13 protein-coding genes and 7 tRNA genes are annotated in these 21,200 nt (G+C 27.9%); 13 read left to right on the forward strand and 7 right to left on the reverse strand.

Going from position 1 to position 21,200, the window contains the following annotated elements:
• Window positions 1-21 precede the first annotated feature (21 nt).
• Entirely contained in the window at window positions 22-972 is a 951-nt protein-coding gene (locus ALANTH_RS08970; RefSeq protein WP_029888396.1) for a Dyp-type peroxidase, read from the reverse strand.
• A 167-nt stretch (window positions 973-1,139) separates the two neighbouring features.
• Here ALANTH_RS08970 and ribH point away from each other — a divergent pair, with 167 nt between their 5' ends.
• From ribH to ALANTH_RS09020, 10 genes are all read left to right on the forward strand, one after another.
• On the forward strand, window positions 1,140-1,610 hold the full coding sequence (gene ribH, locus ALANTH_RS08975) for a 6,7-dimethyl-8-ribityllumazine synthase (protein WP_026808189.1): 471 nt from the start codon (window positions 1,140-1,142) through the stop codon (window positions 1,608-1,610).
• 1 nt (window position 1,611) lies between these two features.
• Window positions 1,612-2,007: a transcription antitermination factor NusB gene (nusB, locus tag ALANTH_RS08980; protein WP_026803877.1), complete on the forward strand. Its 396-nt coding sequence runs from the start codon at window positions 1,612-1,614 to the stop codon at window positions 2,005-2,007.
• Window position 2,008: 1 nt separating this feature from the next.
• Window positions 2,009-2,707 carry an orotidine-5'-phosphate decarboxylase gene (gene pyrF, locus ALANTH_RS08985; protein ID WP_081757180.1) on the forward strand — a complete coding sequence of 233 codons (699 nt, stop codon included), beginning with the start codon at window positions 2,009-2,011 and terminating at the stop codon, window positions 2,705-2,707.
• Window positions 2,708-2,786: 79 nt separating this feature from the next.
• Window positions 2,787-2,877, forward strand: a tRNA-Ser gene (locus ALANTH_RS08990).
• Window positions 2,878-2,879: 2 nt separating this feature from the next.
• Window positions 2,880-2,956, forward strand: a tRNA-Ile gene (locus ALANTH_RS08995).
• Between the two features lie 82 nt (window positions 2,957-3,038).
• Window positions 3,039-3,115 (forward strand) — tRNA-Gly (locus tag ALANTH_RS09000).
• 30 nt (window positions 3,116-3,145) lie between these two features.
• Window positions 3,146-3,222 (forward strand) — tRNA-Met (locus ALANTH_RS09005).
• A gap of 15 nt (window positions 3,223-3,237) precedes the next feature.
• Window positions 3,238-3,314, forward strand: a tRNA-Met gene (locus ALANTH_RS09010).
• 19 nt (window positions 3,315-3,333) lie between these two features.
• Window positions 3,334-3,410: transfer RNA gene (locus ALANTH_RS09015), tRNA-Thr, on the forward strand.
• Window positions 3,411-3,427: 17 nt separating this feature from the next.
• Window positions 3,428-3,502 (forward strand) — tRNA-Gln (locus ALANTH_RS09020).
• 142 nt (window positions 3,503-3,644) lie between these two features.
• Here the strand turns inward: ALANTH_RS09020 and ALANTH_RS09025 are convergent.
• Entirely contained in the window at window positions 3,645-5,309 is a 1,665-nt protein-coding gene (locus ALANTH_RS09025) for a ShlB/FhaC/HecB family hemolysin secretion/activation protein (protein ID WP_029888397.1), read from the reverse strand.
• A 10-nt stretch (window positions 5,310-5,319) separates the two neighbouring features.
• Window positions 5,320-8,664 carry a two-partner secretion domain-containing protein gene (locus ALANTH_RS09030; protein ID WP_026808191.1) on the reverse strand — a complete coding sequence of 1,115 codons (3,345 nt, stop codon included), beginning with the start codon at window positions 8,662-8,664 and terminating at the stop codon, window positions 5,320-5,322.
• Window positions 8,665-8,789: 125 nt separating this feature from the next.
• Here ALANTH_RS09030 and ALANTH_RS09035 point away from each other — a divergent pair, with 125 nt between their 5' ends.
• From ALANTH_RS09035 to ALANTH_RS09045, 3 genes are read left to right on the forward strand one after another with little or no spacing between them, the layout of a single operon-like run.
• Window positions 8,790-9,470, forward strand: coding sequence for a response regulator transcription factor (locus ALANTH_RS09035; protein WP_026808192.1), 681 nt, complete (start codon window positions 8,790-8,792; stop codon window positions 9,468-9,470).
• Entirely contained in the window at window positions 9,467-11,341 is a 1,875-nt protein-coding gene (locus ALANTH_RS09040; RefSeq protein ID WP_119171295.1) for a sensor histidine kinase, read from the forward strand. The genes ALANTH_RS09035 and ALANTH_RS09040 overlap by 4 nt, the downstream gene beginning before the upstream one ends.
• Window positions 11,331-11,753: a hypothetical protein gene (locus tag ALANTH_RS09045; RefSeq protein WP_026808194.1), complete on the forward strand. Its 423-nt coding sequence runs from the start codon at window positions 11,331-11,333 to the stop codon at window positions 11,751-11,753. Before ALANTH_RS09040 ends, ALANTH_RS09045 begins: the two co-directional genes overlap by 11 nt.
• 33 nt (window positions 11,754-11,786) lie before the next feature.
• Here the strand turns inward: ALANTH_RS09045 and ALANTH_RS09050 are convergent, their stop codons facing one another.
• Genes ALANTH_RS09050 through rpoB form a run of 4 tightly spaced genes read right to left on the reverse strand, consistent with a single transcriptional unit; the run spans window position 11,787 to window position 21,196 of the window.
• Window positions 11,787-12,074, reverse strand: coding sequence for a YciI family protein (locus ALANTH_RS09050; protein ID WP_026803884.1), 288 nt, complete (start codon window positions 12,072-12,074; stop codon window positions 11,787-11,789).
• A 45-nt stretch (window positions 12,075-12,119) separates the two neighbouring features.
• A complete protein-coding gene (locus tag ALANTH_RS09055) occupies window positions 12,120-12,503 on the reverse strand; it encodes a hypothetical protein (protein ID WP_026808195.1) in 384 nt (127 codons plus the stop codon).
• Window positions 12,504-12,537: 34 nt separating this feature from the next.
• Complete coding sequence (rpoC, locus tag ALANTH_RS09060; protein WP_026803886.1) at window positions 12,538-17,058, reverse strand: DNA-directed RNA polymerase subunit beta'; 4,521 nt, start codon at window positions 17,056-17,058, stop codon at window positions 12,538-12,540.
• Window positions 17,048-21,196, reverse strand: a complete 4,149-nt coding sequence (gene rpoB, locus ALANTH_RS09065; protein ID WP_026808196.1) for a DNA-directed RNA polymerase subunit beta — start codon at window positions 21,194-21,196, stop codon at window positions 17,048-17,050. Before rpoB ends, rpoC begins: the two co-directional genes overlap by 11 nt.
• Between the last annotated feature and the right edge of the window lie 4 nt (window positions 21,197-21,200).

Genomic DNA, 21,200 nt, shown 5'->3' on the forward strand with positions numbered 1-21,200 from the left:
AAGACTTACAAATTTACATTTTTATAATTCTTCTGCTAGTTCTTCAAGTAAATCAAATGTTGGTATAAAAAACAATGTTCCTGTAACTGCTGTACTAAAGTCTAGTAACCTATCGTAATTTCCAATAGGCTCACCAATAAACATATTCTCAAGCATTTTTTTTGTTGTTGTAAATGTACTTGCATATCCAATAAAATAAGTACCAAACTCATTCTTACTTGGATTTGAAAATGGCATGTTTGCACGAACTATTTTAAGCTCATTTCCATCTTTATCTTCAATATTTGTAACAGCATTATGGGCATTTTTTGGTTTTTCTTCATCACTTAATTCTACATCATTAAACTTTTTTCTTCCAATTACTTTTTCTTGTTCATTTGTAGAAAGAGAATTCCATTTAGACATATCATGAAGATATTTTTGAACAAAAGCATAACTTCCTCCTTTAAACTTTTTATCATTATCACCTATTATAGCAGAGCTTAGAGCCTCTAAGTTTTCTGGATTCTCAGTTCCATCAACAAATCCAATAATAGATCGTCCATCAAAATATCTAAATCCATGAACTTCATCTATATGTTCAACAACTCCAGAAAGTTTTTCATTTAAAATCGAAGCAATTTCATAACAAGCAGCTACTCTTTTTGCACGAATATGAAAAAACAGATCCCCCTTTGTTGATGGAGCAATATGCTTTTCTCCTCTAATTTCTTTAAAAACTTCTAATTCTTTTGGTTTATCAAATTTAGGGAAAAGTTTATTCCAAGCATTACTTCCAAATCCAACAATTCCACTTATTTCAAGTTCAGGGTATCTTCCTTTCATACTTCTTATAATAGCTGCAAAATTACTACATAAATCTTTAATCTTTTCGTTTGTATCTTTATTATATAAAACATTATAAACAATAAATAATGCACTTTCTCCTGGTTTATCTGTAACTGATTGATGATTTATTTTATTAAAATCCATAAAAAATCCTATATTTATTTTTAGTATTATTCAATGGTATAAGAATTTTTATGAATTTTAGTTTAAGTGAATTGCAAGATAAGATATCTATACAATAATAGTAATTTAAATATTAAGCCCACTTTTTGTATAATCACTACTTATTGAAAACAATCTCGGAGAAATAAATGAAAATAATAGAAGGTGTTTTAAGACTAAAAGGAAACGAAAAAATTGCGATTATAAATGGTAGATTTAATCATATTATAACTGATAGATTAGTTGAAGGAGCACGTGATGCTTTCAAAAGACATGGGGGGAATGATGATAATTTAGATTTAATTTTAGTTCCAGGTGCTTTTGAAATTCCTTTTGCTCTAGAAAAAGCATTATCAAGTGGAAAATATGATGCTGTTTGTTGTGTGGGAGCAGTAATTAGAGGTGCAACTCCACATTTTGATTACATCAGTGCAGAAGCTACAAAAGGTATAGCAACTGTTGCTTTAAAATATGGAAAGCCTGTATCAAATGGAGTTTTAACAACTGATTCAATAGAACAAGCAATTGAAAGAGCTGGTTCAAAAGTTGGAAACAAAGGTGCTGAAGCTATGATTACAATCATTGAAATGCTAGATTTATATAACGAAATGGGAAAATAATTTGGCAACAAGAACACAAGCAAGAGAGTCAGTAATTGGACTATTATATGCATATGATTTAGGGAATAATGAAATATCAAAATTTGTTGATGAACTTTTAGAAGAAAAAAAAATAAGAAATAATCAAAAAGAATTTGCTTTAAATTTATTTAATGGAACAATTAACAATTTAAGTACAATTGATGATCAAATAAAAGCTTTCATAACGCAAGGAAACTTAGAAGATATAGGTTCTGTTGAAAAATCTATTTTAAGACTTGCTATTTATGAAATTTTATTTGAAAACTTACCAAAAGCAGTTATTATTAATGAAGCTATTGAATTATCAAAAAGATTAGCAAGTGATGGTGCACCAAAATTTGTAAATGCAATTTTAGATCAAGTAAAAAAGGCTTAAGATGAAAAAAGATATGAAACTTTGTGTATCTTTAGATTTGGAAAGTTCAAAAGAAAATCTAGCTCTTGTAGAAAAAATAAAAGATTTTGATGTATGGTTAAAAGTAGGATTTAGAACATATTTAAGAGATGGAAAAAAATTTTTAGAAGATTTAAAAGCTATAAATCCAAATTTTAAAATATTTTTAGATTTAAAACTATACGATATTCCAAATACTATGGCAGATGCAGCTCAAGATATATCTAATTTTGGAATTGTTGATATGTTCAACGTTCATGCAAGTGCAGGAAGCCATGCTATGAAATCAGTTATGGATAGAATCAAAGATATACCAAATCGTCCTTTGGTATTAGCTGTTACAGCTCTTACTTCTTTTGATAATGAAAGCTTTAAAACAATATATAATGAAGATATAGATGAAAAAGCAAGAAAATTTGCAAAAGCTACATTTGAAGCTGGACTTGATGGAGTTGTTTGTTCTGCTTTTGAAAGCCTCGATATCAAAAATAACACTTCAAAAGAGTTTATTACACTTTGTCCTGGTATTCGTCCATTTGGAGAAGATAGTGGGGATCAAAAAAGAGTTGCAGATATAAAATTCTCAAAAGATAATGCTGTAGATTTTATTGTAGTGGGAAGACCTATATATAAAAGTGAGAATCCACAAGAAATTGTTAAAAAAATTCTAGAAAATATCTAATATTCATAAATTTTAAGGGTGTTTTAAGTCATAGACTATTATAATTCCCGTCCTGATTTTATGAATATAAGATTAGAAAGGACAGTTGGGTGAGTTGGCTGAAACCACCTCCCTGCTAAGGAGACGTACTGGTAACGGTACCGAGGGTTCAAATCCCTCACTGTCCGCCACTGGGTCGTTAGCTCAGCTGGTTAGAGCACTCGGCTCATAACCGAGTGGTCGAAGGTTCGAGTCCTTCACGACCCACCAGTTAACTTTAAAGATATTAAGTTCAATTTAATATTTTTTCAGTATAATTCCAACCTTAAAATTGAAAAGTTTTAAAGTTTATGCGGGAGTAGCTCAGTTGGCTAGAGCTTCTGCCTTCCAAGCAGACTGTCGCGAGTTCGAGTCTCGTCTCCCGCTCCACTTTTTTATAAAGTGCGTTCTTTTATTTATCGCGGAATAGAGCAGCTAGGTAGCTCGTCGGGCTCATAACCCGAAGGTCATAGGTTCAAATCCTATTTCCGCAACCAAATTTCAATTTTTATGTCAAAGTAGCTCAGCTGGCTAGAGCGCTGGTCTCATAAGCCGGAGGTCGAGAGTTCAAGTCTCTCTTTTGACACCATTAAAAATAATATAAAAGTGCTGGTGTAGCTCAGTTGGCTAGAGCAGCTGATTTGTAATCAGCAGGTCGGGGGTTCGACTCCCTTCACCAGCTCCACTTTTATTTAATCCTTCTGGGGTATCGCCAAGCGGTAAGGCAACGGTTTTTGGTACCGTCACTCGAAGGTTCGAATCCTTCTACCCCATCCATATATAAAATCTCTTAATTTTTTTATCACTTTATTTTGTTGTTTAAATATACTTATTTATAATATTAAAGTTTCTCAAAGAGAGTAATTATATTTTATAAAATTCTCTTTGAAAAATATGAAAGAAGTAAAGCTTCTAAGCTCTAAAATAAGATTCCTGCTTGAAATAATAATTTACTATTTTTATGACCTCTATTTTCACTTTGAACTTGATCAGAATTTAATGTCCATGCCATTTGAGCTTTTGCAAAAAAATCTTTATATCCTACATAATATCCAATTCCTATATCTTTTAATGTTTTTCTTTTAAATGTTGAATCTGTATTTACCTCTTGATATACATTTCCCATGTCGTAGAATAAGCCAACTTTATGAGAATAAAAATTTATACTAGGTAGTTTAGATAATAATTCAAAATTTAATATATAACCATTATCTGCACTTTGTTCACTATCTGGATATACTTTAACAGCATAAGCTCCACCTAAAGACAAATCTTCACTACCATCAAGATTCTTATTGCCTAATACTTTTTGTGCAGTTAAATTAGAGTTAAAAGAAAGAATTTCATTGAATACTATTTCATTTGATATATAAGTATCTATTTTATTATAATTTCCATCATCTGCATTTAGACTAGATAAATTACCTGATGTAAAATTAAAATTTACAAATAATCGTGAAGGTAAATCTCCTAAAAAGTAACTTTTTTCATAATCAACACTTGCAACAAAAGAGTTTATATTTTTATCTTCATATTTTAAATCTGATACATAATCATTAAAATCTTTATGGTAATATTTTAATCTTGTCCAAAGAGATTCATCTGTAGTTCTAAGAATAGGATAAGATAAGCCTACTTCATATATATTTGAATTGCCATCATAGTTTGAACTTTTATACTCTTTTATCAAATTATAATCTATCCTACTATATGAGAAATTTGCTTTTAATCCATAAGAATTTAAAGGTAGTTCATAAGCCAATCTTCCATTTCTCAAATCTGCTCCATTTGAAACTAATCCAGAAAGAGTTAATTTATCTCCAATATTAAAAGGGCTATTTACATTCGCTAATGCTTGAAGTCTATTATATCCTGTATATCTACTTCCATAATTATCAAGTACTACATAACCATCTATCCTTTGTTGGCCTTGTGTTTCTATATTAAAATCACTACTTCCTACTTGTTCTCCTGGGCTTATTTGAGCTTTAGATACTCTCACACCTGCTCTATCATTGATAAGTAACATAGATCTTTCAATAGTTTTACTATTAATAACAGTTTGTTTTTTTGTATTATCAAATATTTGTTGAATGATACTATTATCTACTAAAGAGTTATTTTCTATATTAAAACTACCATAAGTACCCTCTAATATTGTAATAATTAATATATTTTCATTTTCAACAATATCTTGTTTACCTACATAAGATCTAGCTACAAAATAACCTTTATCTCTATAAAGTTTTGTAACTACACTTAGAATTTCTTGAATTTGATTAAATGTTAAATCTTGATTTTCAAATTCTTTTATAGTATTTAAAATATCATCTGATGATATTTTTGTATTACCATTTACTTGAAATTTTTTTATAAATATTGTTTCAGAACTACTATCACTTTTTATACTATCACTAATCTCTGAAGTATCAACAGTAGATATACTTTTATTTTTTAAAGGTACATCTTTTGGTACTTGTATTTGTCTTTCTATTGTACTACTATTTACATTTGGTATATTTGCTCCTAGTAGAATTACACTACTAAATATTGACAAACTGATTATCTTATTTATTTTTATCATTTTAATTTCCTTATTTATCATTTTCATCTAAGTTTATATCTATAGCAATATTTTCTGGCATTTTTATACCACCATCTATTATTCTAATATTTTGATTTGAACTCAATGCTATCACTTCTACATTTTGATTTATATCTATTTTAGAACTATCTTTATCTGGTATGTTATTTGTAGATTGATATTCTCTAGTATTTATATGTGTAATCCTATCTATACTATCTACTATTTTTTGCATATTTGGTTGTGGTTCAGGTTGTGGTTCAGGTTGTGGTTCAGGTTGTGGTTGTGGTTCAGGTTGTGGTTTTGGCTCAACTTGTGCTAAAACAAATAAATATGCACCTTGATAACTTACATCATAATTCTTATTTACACTTTCTACACTAGAATCTAACCAAATATTATAAGTTCCAGCTGGACTTGTAGTTGTTGCATTTGTTTGTAAAATCACATTTAAAGTATCTCCATCTATTAAACCATTTGCTACATAAGTTAATTGTGGATTTTCTTCTCCTTGTTTTTTACTTTTACTATCTACTGCTAAATTGATAATTTTTTTGCTGATTGTATATGTTCCGTTTGTATATGAAATATTATAGTTATCTGAATTCAATCCACTTAAGTTTGTAGTATATGTTCCTGCATTTTTCTCTGATATTTTACCACTTAATATTCCAGTTAAAACTGTTTGATTTTCATTATTTACAAATCCATCATATTGTAAAGCACTATTATAAACTAATCCATCATAAGTTTTTGAACCACTTGATGCTATAACAGATAAATCTGCTTTATTTATAACTAAACTTCCAACACTATTTCCAGTGTTTGCAGTTTCATATCCACTTTTTAAAACTTGAATTAATATATTATTATATGTTCCAGCATTGATATAGCTTGTAAGAATATTGTTATTACTATCTACAAAATTATAATCTGTTCCAAGTATCCAAGAAGCATAATCAACTCCAAAAATAGTTGAAGAATTCCACAATGAACTTAAAAATATATTCTGTCCATTATAAGTTTTTGTTTGAGTATCTAAAGTATATGCCAAAGATACTATAGGATTTGGATTTATATACCATTTTCCATCTCTTAAGATTGGTGTTCCCAATTCTAAATCATTATCTTCAAATATATTCCAACTAGCATTTTTAAAAGTATTTATATTTTGAAGTTCTGATGTTGTTTTTCCATAGTTAGATTCATCAATCATATTTGGATTTACTGTTTTATTATAAAAAGAGTGTGTAGTTATCCCAAGATTATCACCAACTAATCCTCCTTTATTCATTCCACTACTTTCTACTTTTCCACTTGAATAGGAATTTTCTATTAAACCTGCTGCATAGTTAGATCCAACTAAGCCACCTACCTTATTATTTCCTTTTACATCTGCTATTGCATATGAATTTATTATTTTTCCAATATTTCCTCCAACTAAACCACCTACTATTTGATTATATGATACTACTTTCCCAATATAATAAGAATTTTCTATTAAACCTCCTTCAGAGTTAAATCCAGCTAATCCCCCTAAATTAATATATCCAGCTGTTACATCTACTTTTGAATAAGAGTTTATTATCTTTCCAGCATTATTTTTTCCAATTAATCCCCCAGATTCAGACCCAGCAAATATTTTTCCTGTAGAATAAGAATTTTCTACTATTGTATTATACATATCTCCTATTAACGCTCCAGTACGAGATGAAGCCTTAATATCTACATCTTCTAATCCAATATTTTTTATTGTTGCATTTTCTGTAACTCCAAATAAACCTCTCTCACTAGAAGAAGTATCTATTTTTAAATTAGATATAGTATGCCCTAAACCATCAAACCTTCCAGTAAATTTATTTATTTTATCACCTATTGGTGTCCAATTTAATCCAGTTAAATCAATATCAACTCCTAAAACATAGTTTCCAGATTTATTATTATTCATATTTTCTACTTGTACTGGATTATAAATTATACTCCAGTTTATTTCACTATTATTTCCTTTTTTTGTACTAAATGTATTACCATAATATATAAAATTGATTTTTCCATCTTTTCCAAAATAGTAATTACCATTTACAACATTTTTTGAATAATTTAATCTTATAGAAGCGCTATTAGCATTTATATTTTTATTTATGTATATACTATTTCCCGAAATCAAGTTTATACCCTGCATATTTGGAGGGAACATTGGTTCTCCATAAATATCAATATTTTCATTTATGTATATACTATCTCCAGCTTCTAAAGTTATCATATTAAGTACAGGAATAGTTAATGTTTCATTTACATAGATATTTTCATCAGCTTGAATTGTTACATTTCCACCATGTAGAGCAGATTGAATAGCAGTTGCACTTATACTCTCTCCACTTAGATTACTTCCACCATTTGATTCTATTGTTACATTTACAGGGTCTATTAGCCAAGTTCCAGTTGTGATTTTTGCACCATCAGTCACATTTAAACTTTTTCCACTTGTTTCAACAAATCCATTTTTTGCTTCTATAGTTCCACTTATATTTGCTTTTCCACCATGTGCAAAGACTATAACTTCACTTTTTAAGTTATCTATACTATTTGCTTCTATAATCCCACTATTATTTACAACACCTTTAAGTAATTCGTTCTTTGCATTTGTTGTAAGATATACATTTCCACCATTTGCAACAATTAAATTATCATTTTCTATAAGAGCATCAAGTACTCCTTTATTTACTTTTAAAGAGATATTTGAATTATCATCTAAAGTCAAATTTATATCACTTGCTCCTACTAAATGTATAGTTCCTTTATGTACTTCTATTTTCCCTTTATTTGTAACACTATTTGCTATAAACGTTGCATAAGTTTTTTCTAAAGATTTTATCTCTCCTTCATTTAAAATTGTTACTTTTGAATTTCCTTTAAAATTATAATTACCATTTAAAAAATCTTCATTCAAAATATCTTTTGTAGAGGCTAAAATACCTGAAGTATTTACTTTTGCATTTTTGCCAAATAATATTCCATTACTATTTATAAGCCAAACTTGTCCATTTGCATTCAATGCACCATCTATAATAGACTTTTCACTACCTACAACTCTATTTAAAGTAATTGAGTTAGAATTGGGTTGATTAAAATTTACTGTTTCTCCATTTGCTATATTAAAACTTTGCCAATTTATGATAGATTTATTTGTACTTTGATTTATATTTGTTGTATTTCCAACTTGATTTATAGTTGCTGTACCATTTACTACTGTTCCTCCACTTGGTGTTCCATATAAATTTGAAGCAACTACAAGTGATATTAATCCACCTTTTAATATACGAAATCTTGAGCTAAACTCAAATACCTTTTTCATATTAATAACTCTCCTTTTGAAATTTTATTTGATTATATTTCGTTAAAGTCGTAGAAAAGTCAAATAAAAAAAGTTTTCTTAAATTTTTAGTTACAATTTTTAAGCTATAAAAAATAAGGGGAAATATGATAAAACTTAAAAATTTTAATATCTTATTCGTAGAAGATGATTTAAAAATACAATCAAATATGAATAAAATATTAGGGATGATTTTTAATAAAGTTTTTATAGCAAATGATGGTTTAGAGGCTCTTAAAATTTTTGATGAAAATATTATTCATCTTATAATCACAGATTATGAGATGCCAAATATGGATGGATATGAATTTTCAAAAAAAATGAGAGAGAGAAGTTTTAACATACCTATAATAATTTTAAGTAACCATACAGATAAAGATAAACTTCTAAAATGTATTCCTCTAAATCTCACTTCGTACTTAGAAAAACCAATAATTTATGAAAAACTACTTAAAGTTTTAATGATATGTGAAAAACAAATTGATGAATCTTCTATTTTTAAATATAAATTAGATAATCAAACTATTTATAATTTTAGAACTAAAGAATTAATACAAAATAAAACTTTTACTAAACTAACTGCACTAGAAATAATAGTTTTTGAATATTTATTAGATAAAAAAAATCAAATCGTATCCAAAGAAGAATTACTATATATTTTGAACAAGGATGATTATTATGATGATATATCCTTAAAAAATATTATTTATAGATTAAAAAAGAAATTTAAGAACAACTCTTTAATTGTAAATCAAAAAAATTTTGGATATATGTTGAAAATACAATGATAAAAAAATTACTTATATTTATACTCTTCTCAAACTTTGTATTTGCAGAGATTATTATAGAAAACTCATCTTTTAATAAGGTATATTTAGAACAATATACTAAAGTATTTATAGATGAAAGTTCTAATTTAGGTTTTGAAGATATCAAAAATAAAGAGTTTAAATTTACTTCAAGATTTAATTATACTGCTACAAAATCAGCTATTTGGAGCTCTTTTAGTATAAAATCTCTACAAAATATAGAAGTTTATTTTGAAAATATAAAAGCTGGTGTTGATTTAATTGATGTTTATATTGTAAAAGATGGTAGCTTATTAAAAAAAATAGAATTGGGTGATTATAGAGATATCAAGAATAGGGAAATTCAAACAAGGAATAGTGCTTTTGTTTTGAATTTAGAAGAAAATTCTACTTATGACTTTTTTATAAAACATAACTCATATAGTGGTATTTCGGTTATTTGGGAGATTTATAATAACTCAAATTATACACAACTTTTAAGTTTTCGTTCACTTATATGGGGTATTTTTATAGGAACTATATTCGTACTAGCTTTTCATAATATATTTATATATTTTTCTATAAAAGAGAAAGCTTTTTTGTTTTATGTAATTTTTATAATATCTTCATCAATATATCAACTGATTGCAAATGGTATTTTTTATGAATATTTTAGAGATATTGACCTAAATATTTTAAATGGACTTAATTGGATTTTCGCATATACTACCCTCTTTTTAGTACTAATTTTTCATTTATTTGTATTAAAACCTAAAAAAGAGTCTTTTAGTTTTAAATTAATTATTTTATCAATAGTACTTGTACTTTTAACAATAATTTACTACTCATTTTCTTTTAAATATCCAGATATTAGGTACAATGTAATATATACAAACTATATCTCATATTTTTCTATATTTACTTTATTATTTACTAGTTTTTTATCATATAGAAAAGGTAAAAAAGATGCAAAAAAATATTTTATAGTATTAATTATTTATATACTCTTGCTATTTTATGTAGTATATATTTTAATTGGAAATTTTGAGTATTTTGAAAACTTTTGGCTTTTTATTCCACTACTTACACTAATTGATGTATCTTTATTTACAATAATTTTATATTCAAAGCTAAAAGATATAGAAAAACAAAGAAATGACCAAGTACATTTTATAATCTCACAATCTAGATTTACAAGTCTTGGCAATAATGTTGCAAATATGATTCATCAATGGAAAAATCCTATTGCTCAAATAGGTTCTCAAGTAACATTACTTGAAGCAACATATAATCTTGACAATAAAAATTATATAAAAACTTCAAAAGAGATAATTCCCCATATAAAATCTAGTATTTTATTTCTAAAAGATACAATGAATGATATATATAATTTTTATAGAAATCCTAGTGAAAAAGAAAGATTTTTCATTCAAGAACAAATAGATACTTTACTTAGAATTTTAAAAAATGAACTAGAAATAAATTATATAAAAGTAAATTTAGATATTGAAAATATAGAACTTTATAACTATAAAACTAGTTTTCTAAATATTATTATGATATTACTTGAAAATGCTATATTTCAGTTAAAATATTTTAAAAAAGAAGATAGAAGAATAGTGATAATTGCAGAAAAATCATCAGATAATACAGTCAAAATTATAATTGAAGATAATGGAGGAGGAATTCCCAAAGAACATCTAAACTCCATATTCGATTTAAATTTTAGTACAAAAAATAAATCTGGTAGTGGTATTGGATTAGCATTAGCAAAAACATTAGTTGAAACAAGATTAAATGCTAAAATAGAAGTAATAAATAGTACTAAAGGTGCTAAATTTACAATTACTTTAAATAACTATGAAAAATAAATATTTTATTGCAACTGATATTTTAATGGATTATATAATCTATGATAAATTTACAAAAGAAGATACTAATGATTCTTGTGAATATATAAAAAATATTTTAAAAGATAATAAAAATATTTGTGTAGTAAATAATTCATCATTGATAGAAATATTATATTATTCAAAAAATAAATCTTTTATTAACAAAATAGCAAATTTATTGATATGTTTTTATAATGATACAGATAAATGGCAAGTTGTAGAAGAAAATGAAAATATCATAGAAGATACTTTAGAATATTGTAAAAAAACAAATATGAATTATAAATATGCTTTACAATATTTTTGTGCTTTAAATAGTAGATGTAAAACTATAGTTTCAAATGATATAAGTTTTTTAGATTTAGATTTTCCAATTATTGGAACAAAATAATAAGCCCTAAAAAGAGCTTATTTGAGTTAATTTTTAGTTTTTTGGTAGAACTTTTATAGGAACCATCTGGAATTCATCCATATTCCAAACATTATTTTTTACATAAGGTTCATTTAAAAGCCATTCATCAATCTCTTCATCCGTATCAAAATCAACAAATAAAGTCGATCCAACCATTACATCTTCTTCAATTAATGCACCAGCATTTAATATTTTACCCTCATTCATTAATTTTCTAGTACCTTCAATATGAGCATCTCTAGATTCTAATCTTCTATCTATTGCTCCTTCATTATCATAAGCGATTACTAAATATTGCATAAATATTCCTTTTATAAAATTTTTTAGATTTTAACACAATTTTAATTATAAAGATGAAGAAAGTAAGAATAAGATTGGATATATAAGAACATTCAAATATCTTAAAACTGGTGATATAGCAATGTTAAAAGGTATAATATCCTCCATATTGTTTCCACTTGATAGCTTTTTCATAAGTGTTAATTTAAAACTAATATCTAAAAATTTCAATACAATTATTGTACTCATAAAGAATCCAAAATTATTCAAACTAATAGCTAAATAAAGTGAATAGAAAAAAGATAGGTGTAAAATAAAATATATAAATATATTTTTTTTATATGCTAAAAAATTATTATAAATTAGTCCATATAAAGTATTAGATTTTTGCCAGTTAGTTTCAAAAAGTTCAATCGCAATAAAAATAAAAAAAAAGTAGATAATTTCCATAAGAGTTCTTATAATAGGGCAAACGCCCTATTTTTTAATTTTCTGAGAATTTAACTTTTTGATCTTTATATAGTCCAGTTCCAACAGGAATAGTTCTTCCTATTACAACGTTTTCTTTAAGATCTTCAAGCATATCCATTTTTGCACTAATTGCAGCTTCTGTTAATACTTTTGTTGTTTCTTGGAAAGAAGCAGCTGAAATAATAGAATCTGATGTAACAGCAGCTCTTGTAATACCAAGTAAAACTGGTTCAGCAATAGCTGGTTGCCCACCCATTCTTATTATTTTTTCATTTTCAATTTTAAATTTCTTTTTAGAAATCATATCTCCAACAATAAACTTAGTATCCCCACCATCAAGAATTGATACTTGTCTTAACATTTGAGATGTAATAACCTCAATATGTTTATCCGCAATATTTACCCCTTGAGATCTATATACTTGTTGTACTTCAGAAACAATAAAATAATGAAGTGCTTTTTCACCAAGAATTTTTAATACATCATGAGGAGAAACTTGACCATCTGTTAAAGCCTCACCAGCATGAACAAATTCACCTTCATGTACTAAAACTTGTTTTCCTTTTTCAACTAAATACTCAGCTGTATTTCCAGTAATATCTGTAATAACAAGTTTTTGTTTATTTCTTAAAGGTTTACCAAAAGAAACAACTCCATCAAATGAAGCTAATATTGCAATATTTTTTGGACGTCTTGCTTCAAATAATTCAGATACTCTTGGAAGACCCCCAGTAATATCTTTAGATTTTTGAGTAGCTTTTGGTGTTTTTGCAATAATATCAGCAACTTCAACTCTTTTACCTTCTTGAATATTTAAAGAAGCTTTTGGATCTAAAGCATATTTAATAAGTTCTTTATCATCAGTTGCTAAGATAACTGTTGGTTTATATCCACTTGGAATATACTCATTAACAACTAATTTTGAAGTACCTGTTAATTCATCAAATTGTTCTGAAACTGTAACACCAGGAATAATATCTTCAAAACTTACAATACCAGCTTTTTCAGCTATCGTTGGGTTGGCATATGGATCCCATTCTGCTATAACTGTTTGTTCTTGAGTTATAGGAGAAGATATTACAGTATCTTTTACTACTTCACTATTATCATCTAATTGAATTGATGAACCTCTAGTAATATAGTGTCTAATTGCTTCTCTATCACCATCAGCGATAACTGCGAAAAGACCTTTTTCAACAACTTGATCACCAGCTTTAATATCATATCTTCTTTCTAAATAATCACCAGTTAGTTTATAGTATTTTAATACACCTTTTGCACCAGCAACAACTTTAGAAGTAACAGGAGCTCCATCAGCAACTTTTAATTCAGAAGCATAAGGAATTCTATTTGGAACATTCCATCCATCTTTGATCATTTCAACTATTGAATCATTGTGTTCAACTTCTTCACCATCTCTATGTGGTAAATAAAGTTTACCTTCGATTTTTCCAGAAATTCCTGCAAGTTCATTTACTTTTGCAACATCATTTTTTCTTAAATAATAAGACTTTTCTTCTTTTGCATTTTTAATCGTTAAAATAACTTCTTCGTGTAAAGTTTCAACTGTAACTTTACCTTTAAATGGTGCATTTATTTTTGGTTCAACTAACAATACTCCAGCATTTCTTCTATTAGCAACAATATTTTTACCATCTGCTGTTTCATATTTTTTAATGTTGTAATATCTAATAAACCCTTCTTTATCAGCTTTTAACTCTCTTTCTGTTTGAGTAGCACTTGCAGTTCCCCCAACGTGGAAAGTTCTTAGAGTTAGCTGTGTTCCAGGTTCTCCAATTGATTGTGCAGCAACAACTCCAACTGCTTCTCCTGGTTTTGCTTTTCTTTGTTCACCTAAGTTAAGTCCATAGCATTTTGAGCAAAGACCATTTTCTGCTTTACAAGTTAATGGAGTTCTAATTACAACTGATTTAACCTCTGATTCTTTTACAATTTTTGCAAATTCTTCAGTTATTAAAGTACCTTCAGTAAATAAAATCTCATTTGAAATTGGGTCAATTATATCTTCAGCGATAACTCTTCCCGTAATTCTTTCTTCTAAAGACTCAATTAACTCATTACCAGAAGTAATATCTGTAATTTCAATACCTTCGTGAGTTCCACAATCTTCCATAGTAATTCTAACATTTTGAGAAACGTCGATTAGCTTTCTTGTTAAATATCCAGCATTCGCAGTTTTTAAAGCTGTATCAGCAAGACCTTTTCTAGCTCCGTGAGTAGAAATAAAGTATTCAAGAACGTTTAGACCTTCTTTAAAGTTAGAAATAATTGGTGTTTCAATAATAGTTCCATCAGGTTTTGCCATAAGACCTCTCATTCCTGAAAGCTGTCTAATTTGAGTTGCACTACCTCTTGCTCCTGAATCTGCCATCATATAAATAGAGTTAAATCCATTTTTATCTGTTTTTACAAGATCCATCATCTCAGAACCTAATTTATTATTAGCTTCTGTCCAAATATCAATTGTTTTATTATATCTTTCTTGTTCAGTTAAAAGACCTTGTGCAAATTGTTTTTGAACTTCGATAACATCTTTTTTAGATTTAGCAATATGATCTACTTTACTTTCTGGAACAATAATATCATCAATAGAAATAGACATCCCAGCAGATGTTGCATACTTAAATCCTAGATTTTTTAAATTATCTAAAAATCTTGGAGTAACTTCATATCCAGCTTCTTTATAAATATAATCAACTAAAGCACCAATATCTTTTTTCTTTAAAATTTTATTCCATAAACTAATAGGAACAAAGCTTGGTAAAATTTCATGAATAATTAATCTTCCAACTGTTGTTAAAACTATTCTTCCATCAAGTTTTGTTCTAATTTTTGCGTGTAAATCAATTTGATTCATATCTAAAGCAATTTTTACTTCATTTACATCAGTGAAAAGCTTGTGTTCACCTTTTACACCATCTTTTTGCAAAGATAGATAATAGATACCTAAAATCATATCTTGTGAAGGAACTGCAATAGCACGACCTGATGCTGGTAAAAGAATATTCATAGAACTCATCATCAAAATTTTTGCTTCAGCAACTGCTTCTTGAGAAAGAGGTACGTGAACTGCCATTTGATCCCCATCGAAATCCGCATTAAAAGCAGCACAAACAAGTGGGTGTAGTCTGATAGCTTTTCCATCAATTAAAACTGGGTGGAAAGCTTGAATTGAAAGTTTATGTAGAGTTGGTGCTCTATTTAATAAAATTGGATATTCATCAACAATCTCATTTAAACATTCCCAAACTTCATTTGTTTCACTTTCAATTAATCTTTTTGCAGCTTTTAAAGTTGTTGCATAACCTTTTTCTTCAAGTTTTGCCATTAAATGTGGTTTAAATAACTCAAGTGCCATTTTTTTAGGAATACCACATTGATCCATATTTAAATTTGGTCCAACAACAATAACAGATCTTCCAGAGAAGTCAACCCTTTTTCCAAGTAAGTTTTGTCTGAATCGTCCTTGTTTACCTTTGATTATTTCACTTAAAGATTTTAAAGGTCTTTTGTTCGCACCTTTAACTGCATTTGCTGTTTTTCCATTATCAAATAAAGCATCAACTGCTTCTTGAAGCATTCTTTTTTCATTTCTAATAATAATTTCTGGTGCATCAAGTTCAGTTAATCTTTTTAATCTGTTATTTCTATTGATTACTCTTCTATATAAATCATTTACGTCTGAAACTGCAAACTTTCCACCATCAAGAGAAACAAGAGGTCTTAAATCTGGTGGAAGAACTGGCAACATAGTTAGCATCATCCACTCTGGTCTATTTCCACTATTAATAAAGTTTTCAACAACTTTTAATCTTTTAATAATAGTTTTTCTTTTTGCTTCAGATTTAGTTGATTGCATATCATCTTTTAATAGAGTTAATAATTCAAATAAATCAAGTTTTTCTAATAACTCTTTTAAAATTTCTCCACCCATTTTAGCTTCAAAACCAGTATGTTCAAATAAATCTGCAATAGTTCTATATTGCTCTTCATTTAAAATATCATATTTTTCAATTTTTTTAGTTTTTTCATTATCATAAAAAGCTTCACCAGGTTCATTTACAATATATGCTTCATAATATAGTACTCTTTCTAAATCTTTTAGTTTAACACCTAAAAGTGTACCTATTCTTGATGGAAGTGATGAAACCATCCAAATATGAGCAACAGGAGAAACAAGTTCAATGTGACCCATTCTATGTCTTCTTACTTTTGAAGAAGTTACTTCAACACCACATTTTTCACATACAACACCTTTGTATCTCATCTTTTTATATTTACCACAAAGACACTCATAATCTTTTACTGGTCCAAAGATTTTTGCACAAAATAGTCCATCTCTCTCCGGTTTCAATGTTCTATAGTTAATAGTTTCAGGTTTTTTTACTTCTCCACAAGACCACGAAAGAATTTTTTCTGGACTTGCTAATTTTAGTTGAAAAGCAGAAAAATCTTGTGGTCTTTCTAACTCTTTAATATCAATTGGTGATAACAGTTTTTCATTATTGCTCATCGTTTTCTACCTCTTCATAAATCTCTACATCTAAAGCTAAAGCTTTTAACTCTTTTGTTAAAACAAAGAATGTTTCAGGAACACCAGATTGAGGAACATTTTCACCATTTGCAATGGCTCTATATGCTTTTGTTCTACCTTCAACATCATCAGATTTTGTTGTAAGCATTTCTTTTAGTACATTTGTTGCACCATAAGCTTCTAATGCCCAAACCTCCATCTCTCCAAATCTTTGTCCTCCAAATAGCGCTTTACCACCAACTGGTTGTTGAGTTACAAGAGAATATGGTCCTGTACTTCTTGCGTGAACTTTTTCATCAACTAAGTGGTGAAGTTTTAGCATATACATATAACCAACATTAACTCTTTCTTTCATTCTTTCACCAGTTTTTCCATCATATAAAACTGATTTTCCATCACTATCAATTTTTGCCATTTCAAATAATTTTTCAAAGTCATAAGCTTCAACACCATCAAAAATTTGTGTTGCGAATTTAACACCTTTTGACCAATCTCTAGCATAATCAAGAAGTTCATCATCACTTAATTTCTCTACAAAAGCTTTTGCATTCATAAGTTTTGCAACTCCTGCAACTTCTACCATTTTAGCTCTTAATTCAGAAACAAAATCTGCTTTTTTAGATTCATAAATTTTTTGGATTTGTTTTCCTAATCTTCTTCCAACTAATCCTAAGTGAACTTCCATAATTTGCCCAATATTCATCCTTGAAGGAACTCCAAGTGGATTTAAAATAACATCAACTGTTGTTCCATCTTCCAAATATGGCATATCAACTCTTGGAACAATATTTGAAACGATACCTTTGTTTCCATGTCGTCCTGCCATTTTATCACCAACTTTGATTTTTCTCTTAGTTGCGATATATACTTTTACTTGTTTTATAACACCTGATGCTAAGATATCATCATGTTCTAAAATATCAATTTTTTCTTCATGCTCTTTTCTTAACTCAGATTTTTGTTTAATAAAATACTCTTTAATATCATTATATGTTTTTTCAATATCTTTTGAAAAAGATGATACAATTTTTTTCATAGCAAATCTATTTACATTTACTAATACTTCTATTGGAATATTTTTACCTTCTTTATAAACAACACCTTCGTGTTCTAGCTCTTTTGATAATTTTGCTTTTGATAGTAAATTGTTTATTTTTAAAGCTTCTTCTCTATCAAGCATTAAAAGTTTATCAAGATGCTTTTGATTTAACTCATTCTTTTCAGCTTCAATTTCAGTTTTAGCTCTTTCACATTTTTCGTAACCTTTTTTAGTGAAAACTTTTACATCAACAACTGTTCCTTCCATTGAAGTTGGACAATATAAAGATTTATTTATAACATGCCCTGCTTTATCACCAAAAATTGCTCTTAAAAGCCTCTCTTCTGGAGTTGGTTTAATCTCACCTTTTGGAGTTACTTTTCCAACTAATATCATTCCAGGAGTTACATAAGTTCCAACTTTTACAATACCTGAACTATCTAAATGAACTATTGATTCTTCTTTAACACCAGGTAAATCTCTTGTAATTTCTTCATTACCATGTTTTAACTCTCTACAATCAATCTCTTTTTCATAAATATGAACAGAAGTAAATGCATCTTTTTTTATTAATCTTTCACTTAAAATAATTGCATCTTCATAGTTATATCCATTCCATGGCATAAATGCAACCATAGCATTAATTCCAACTGCTAATTCACCTTTATCCATTGAAGGACCATCAGCTATAACTTGACCTTTTTCAATAATATCACCTTCTTTTATAGCAACTCTTTGCCCAAAAGATGTATTATTATTTGTTTTAACATTTTTATTTACTTCATAGTGATCAATAAACGCACCATTTTCATCTTCACCACTAATATATATATTTTTAGAATCTGCTTTTTCTACAACTCCGCCTCTTTTGGCTTTTATTGCTTCCCAAGCATCTCTTGCTACCGTTTTTTCTAAACCAGTCCCAACTATTGGAGCAGTTGGTTTAATCAAAGGAACAGCTTGTCTCATCATATTTGAACCCATCAATGCTCTATTAGCATCATTGTGTTCTAAGAATGGAATAAGTGAAGCTGCAACTCCCATAACCATTTGAGAAGAGATATCTATTAAATCAACTTTAGTTCTCTCCATTAAAATGATCTCACCATTTTTTCTAACTTCAATTAATGGCTCAACTATTTTTCCATTTTCATCAACTTTAGTTGATCCAGGAGCTATTACAAGCCCTTCTTCTTGAGTTGCTGTATAATATGTAATTTCATTTGTAACAATACCATCAACAACTTTTTTATAAGGTGACTCTATAAATCCTAAATCATTTACTTTTGAGTAAGTTGATAAAGTATTAATAAGTCCAATATTTTGACCTTCTGGAGTTTCAACAGGACAGATTCTTCCATAGTGAGTTGGGTGAACGTCCCTTACTTCAAATCCTGCTCTTTCTTTTACTAAACCACCTTCTCCCAGTGCAGAAAGTCTTCTTTTATGCGTAACTTCTGATAATGGATTTGTTTGGTCCATAAATTGAGATAATTGTCCACTTGTAAAAAACTCTGTAATTGTTGAAGTAATCATTTTAGAGTTGATTAAATCATGTGGCATAATATCTTCTAATGTTCCAGATAGAGTTGTCATTTTATCTCTAATAGTTTTTTGCATTTTGATTAAACCAGCATGTAATTCATTTGCTAATAATTCACCAATAGCTCTAATTCTTCTATTTCCTAAGTGATCTCTATCATCAATATGACCATGTCCAGCTTTAACTTTAACTAAATATTGTACAGTTTTGATAACATCTTCATAAGTTAGAGTCGTTACATATTCTGGAACATTAACTCCTAATTTATGATTCATCTTCATTCTTCCAACTTTTGTTAAATCATATCTTTCTGGATCAAAGAATAATTTTTTAATGAAATCTTTAGCTGCTTCTTTTGTTACAGGTTCACCTGGTCTCATAACTTTATAAATTCTAATAGCAGCTAAATCATTTTCATCATCTATTTGCTCTGTTTGTTTTAAAAGTTTTAAAGATTCAGCATCTGCTTTAAATGCATTGATAATAGAAGCATCTGCACTAGAAGATAAATCATTTGCAATATCAAAAGATTCAAAACCTAAGTCTAAAAGTTTTTTAAGTTTCAATTCATCAAGATTTGTTAATGTATCAAATAATACTTCTCCTGATTCTGGATCATAAATTGTATTTGCAGTAAATCTATCCATTAATAACTCTAATGGATATTCAATAAGTTTTAAACCACCTTCAATTAAAGCTTTAGCTTTTCTAGCAGTTAATCTTTTTCCAGCAGCAATTACTAAATTACCTTTATCATCTTTAATATCATGTTCAATTCTTCCCATAAAGTCTTCAGGATCAAACTCTGTTAAAAATTTATTGTTTTTAATTTTTATATTAACAATAGGATAGAACATTTTTACAATATCTTCTTTTGAGTAACCTAATGCTCTAAATAGAATTGTAATAGGAACTTTTCTTCTTTTGTTAATTCTTACATATAAGATATCTTTTGCATCATATTCAAAATATAACCAAGAACCTCTATCTGGAATTATTTGTCCAGTATAAAGAAGTTTATTATCAGTTGTATTAGACTCATCTTCTTTAAAAATAACACCAGGAGATCTATGTAACTGATTTACAACAACTCTTTCAACACCATTTACTATAAATGATGTTCTATCTGTCATTAATGGAATTTCTCTAATATATAAAGATTGCTCTTTTATATCTTTAACTCCTATTTTCTCTCCAGTTTTTTCATCTAAATCCCAAAGAGTTAATCTTATATTGATTTTTAGTGGAATTGAATAAGTCAATCCTCTAACCATTGATTCTCTAACATCATATTTAGGTTTTCCTACTTCACTACCTAAATAATCTAATGTTAGCCTATTTTGCGCATCATGTATAGGAAATATTGTTTTAAATACTTTTTCTATACCAGCACTTGATCTATCTTTTTGACCTATCATCAAAAAAGTATCATACGAAGTTTGTTGTAATTGTAATAAGTTTGGGATTTCAATTTTTTGTGGGTTTTTTGCGAAATCTATTCTGAGTCTATTACCAGATTTTAAAGAGTTTAACATTTGA

Origin of the sequence: Aliarcobacter lanthieri (assembly GCF_013201625.1) — a bacterium.
GTDB classification, from domain to species: Bacteria; Campylobacterota; Campylobacteria; order Campylobacterales; family Arcobacteraceae; genus Aliarcobacter; species Aliarcobacter lanthieri.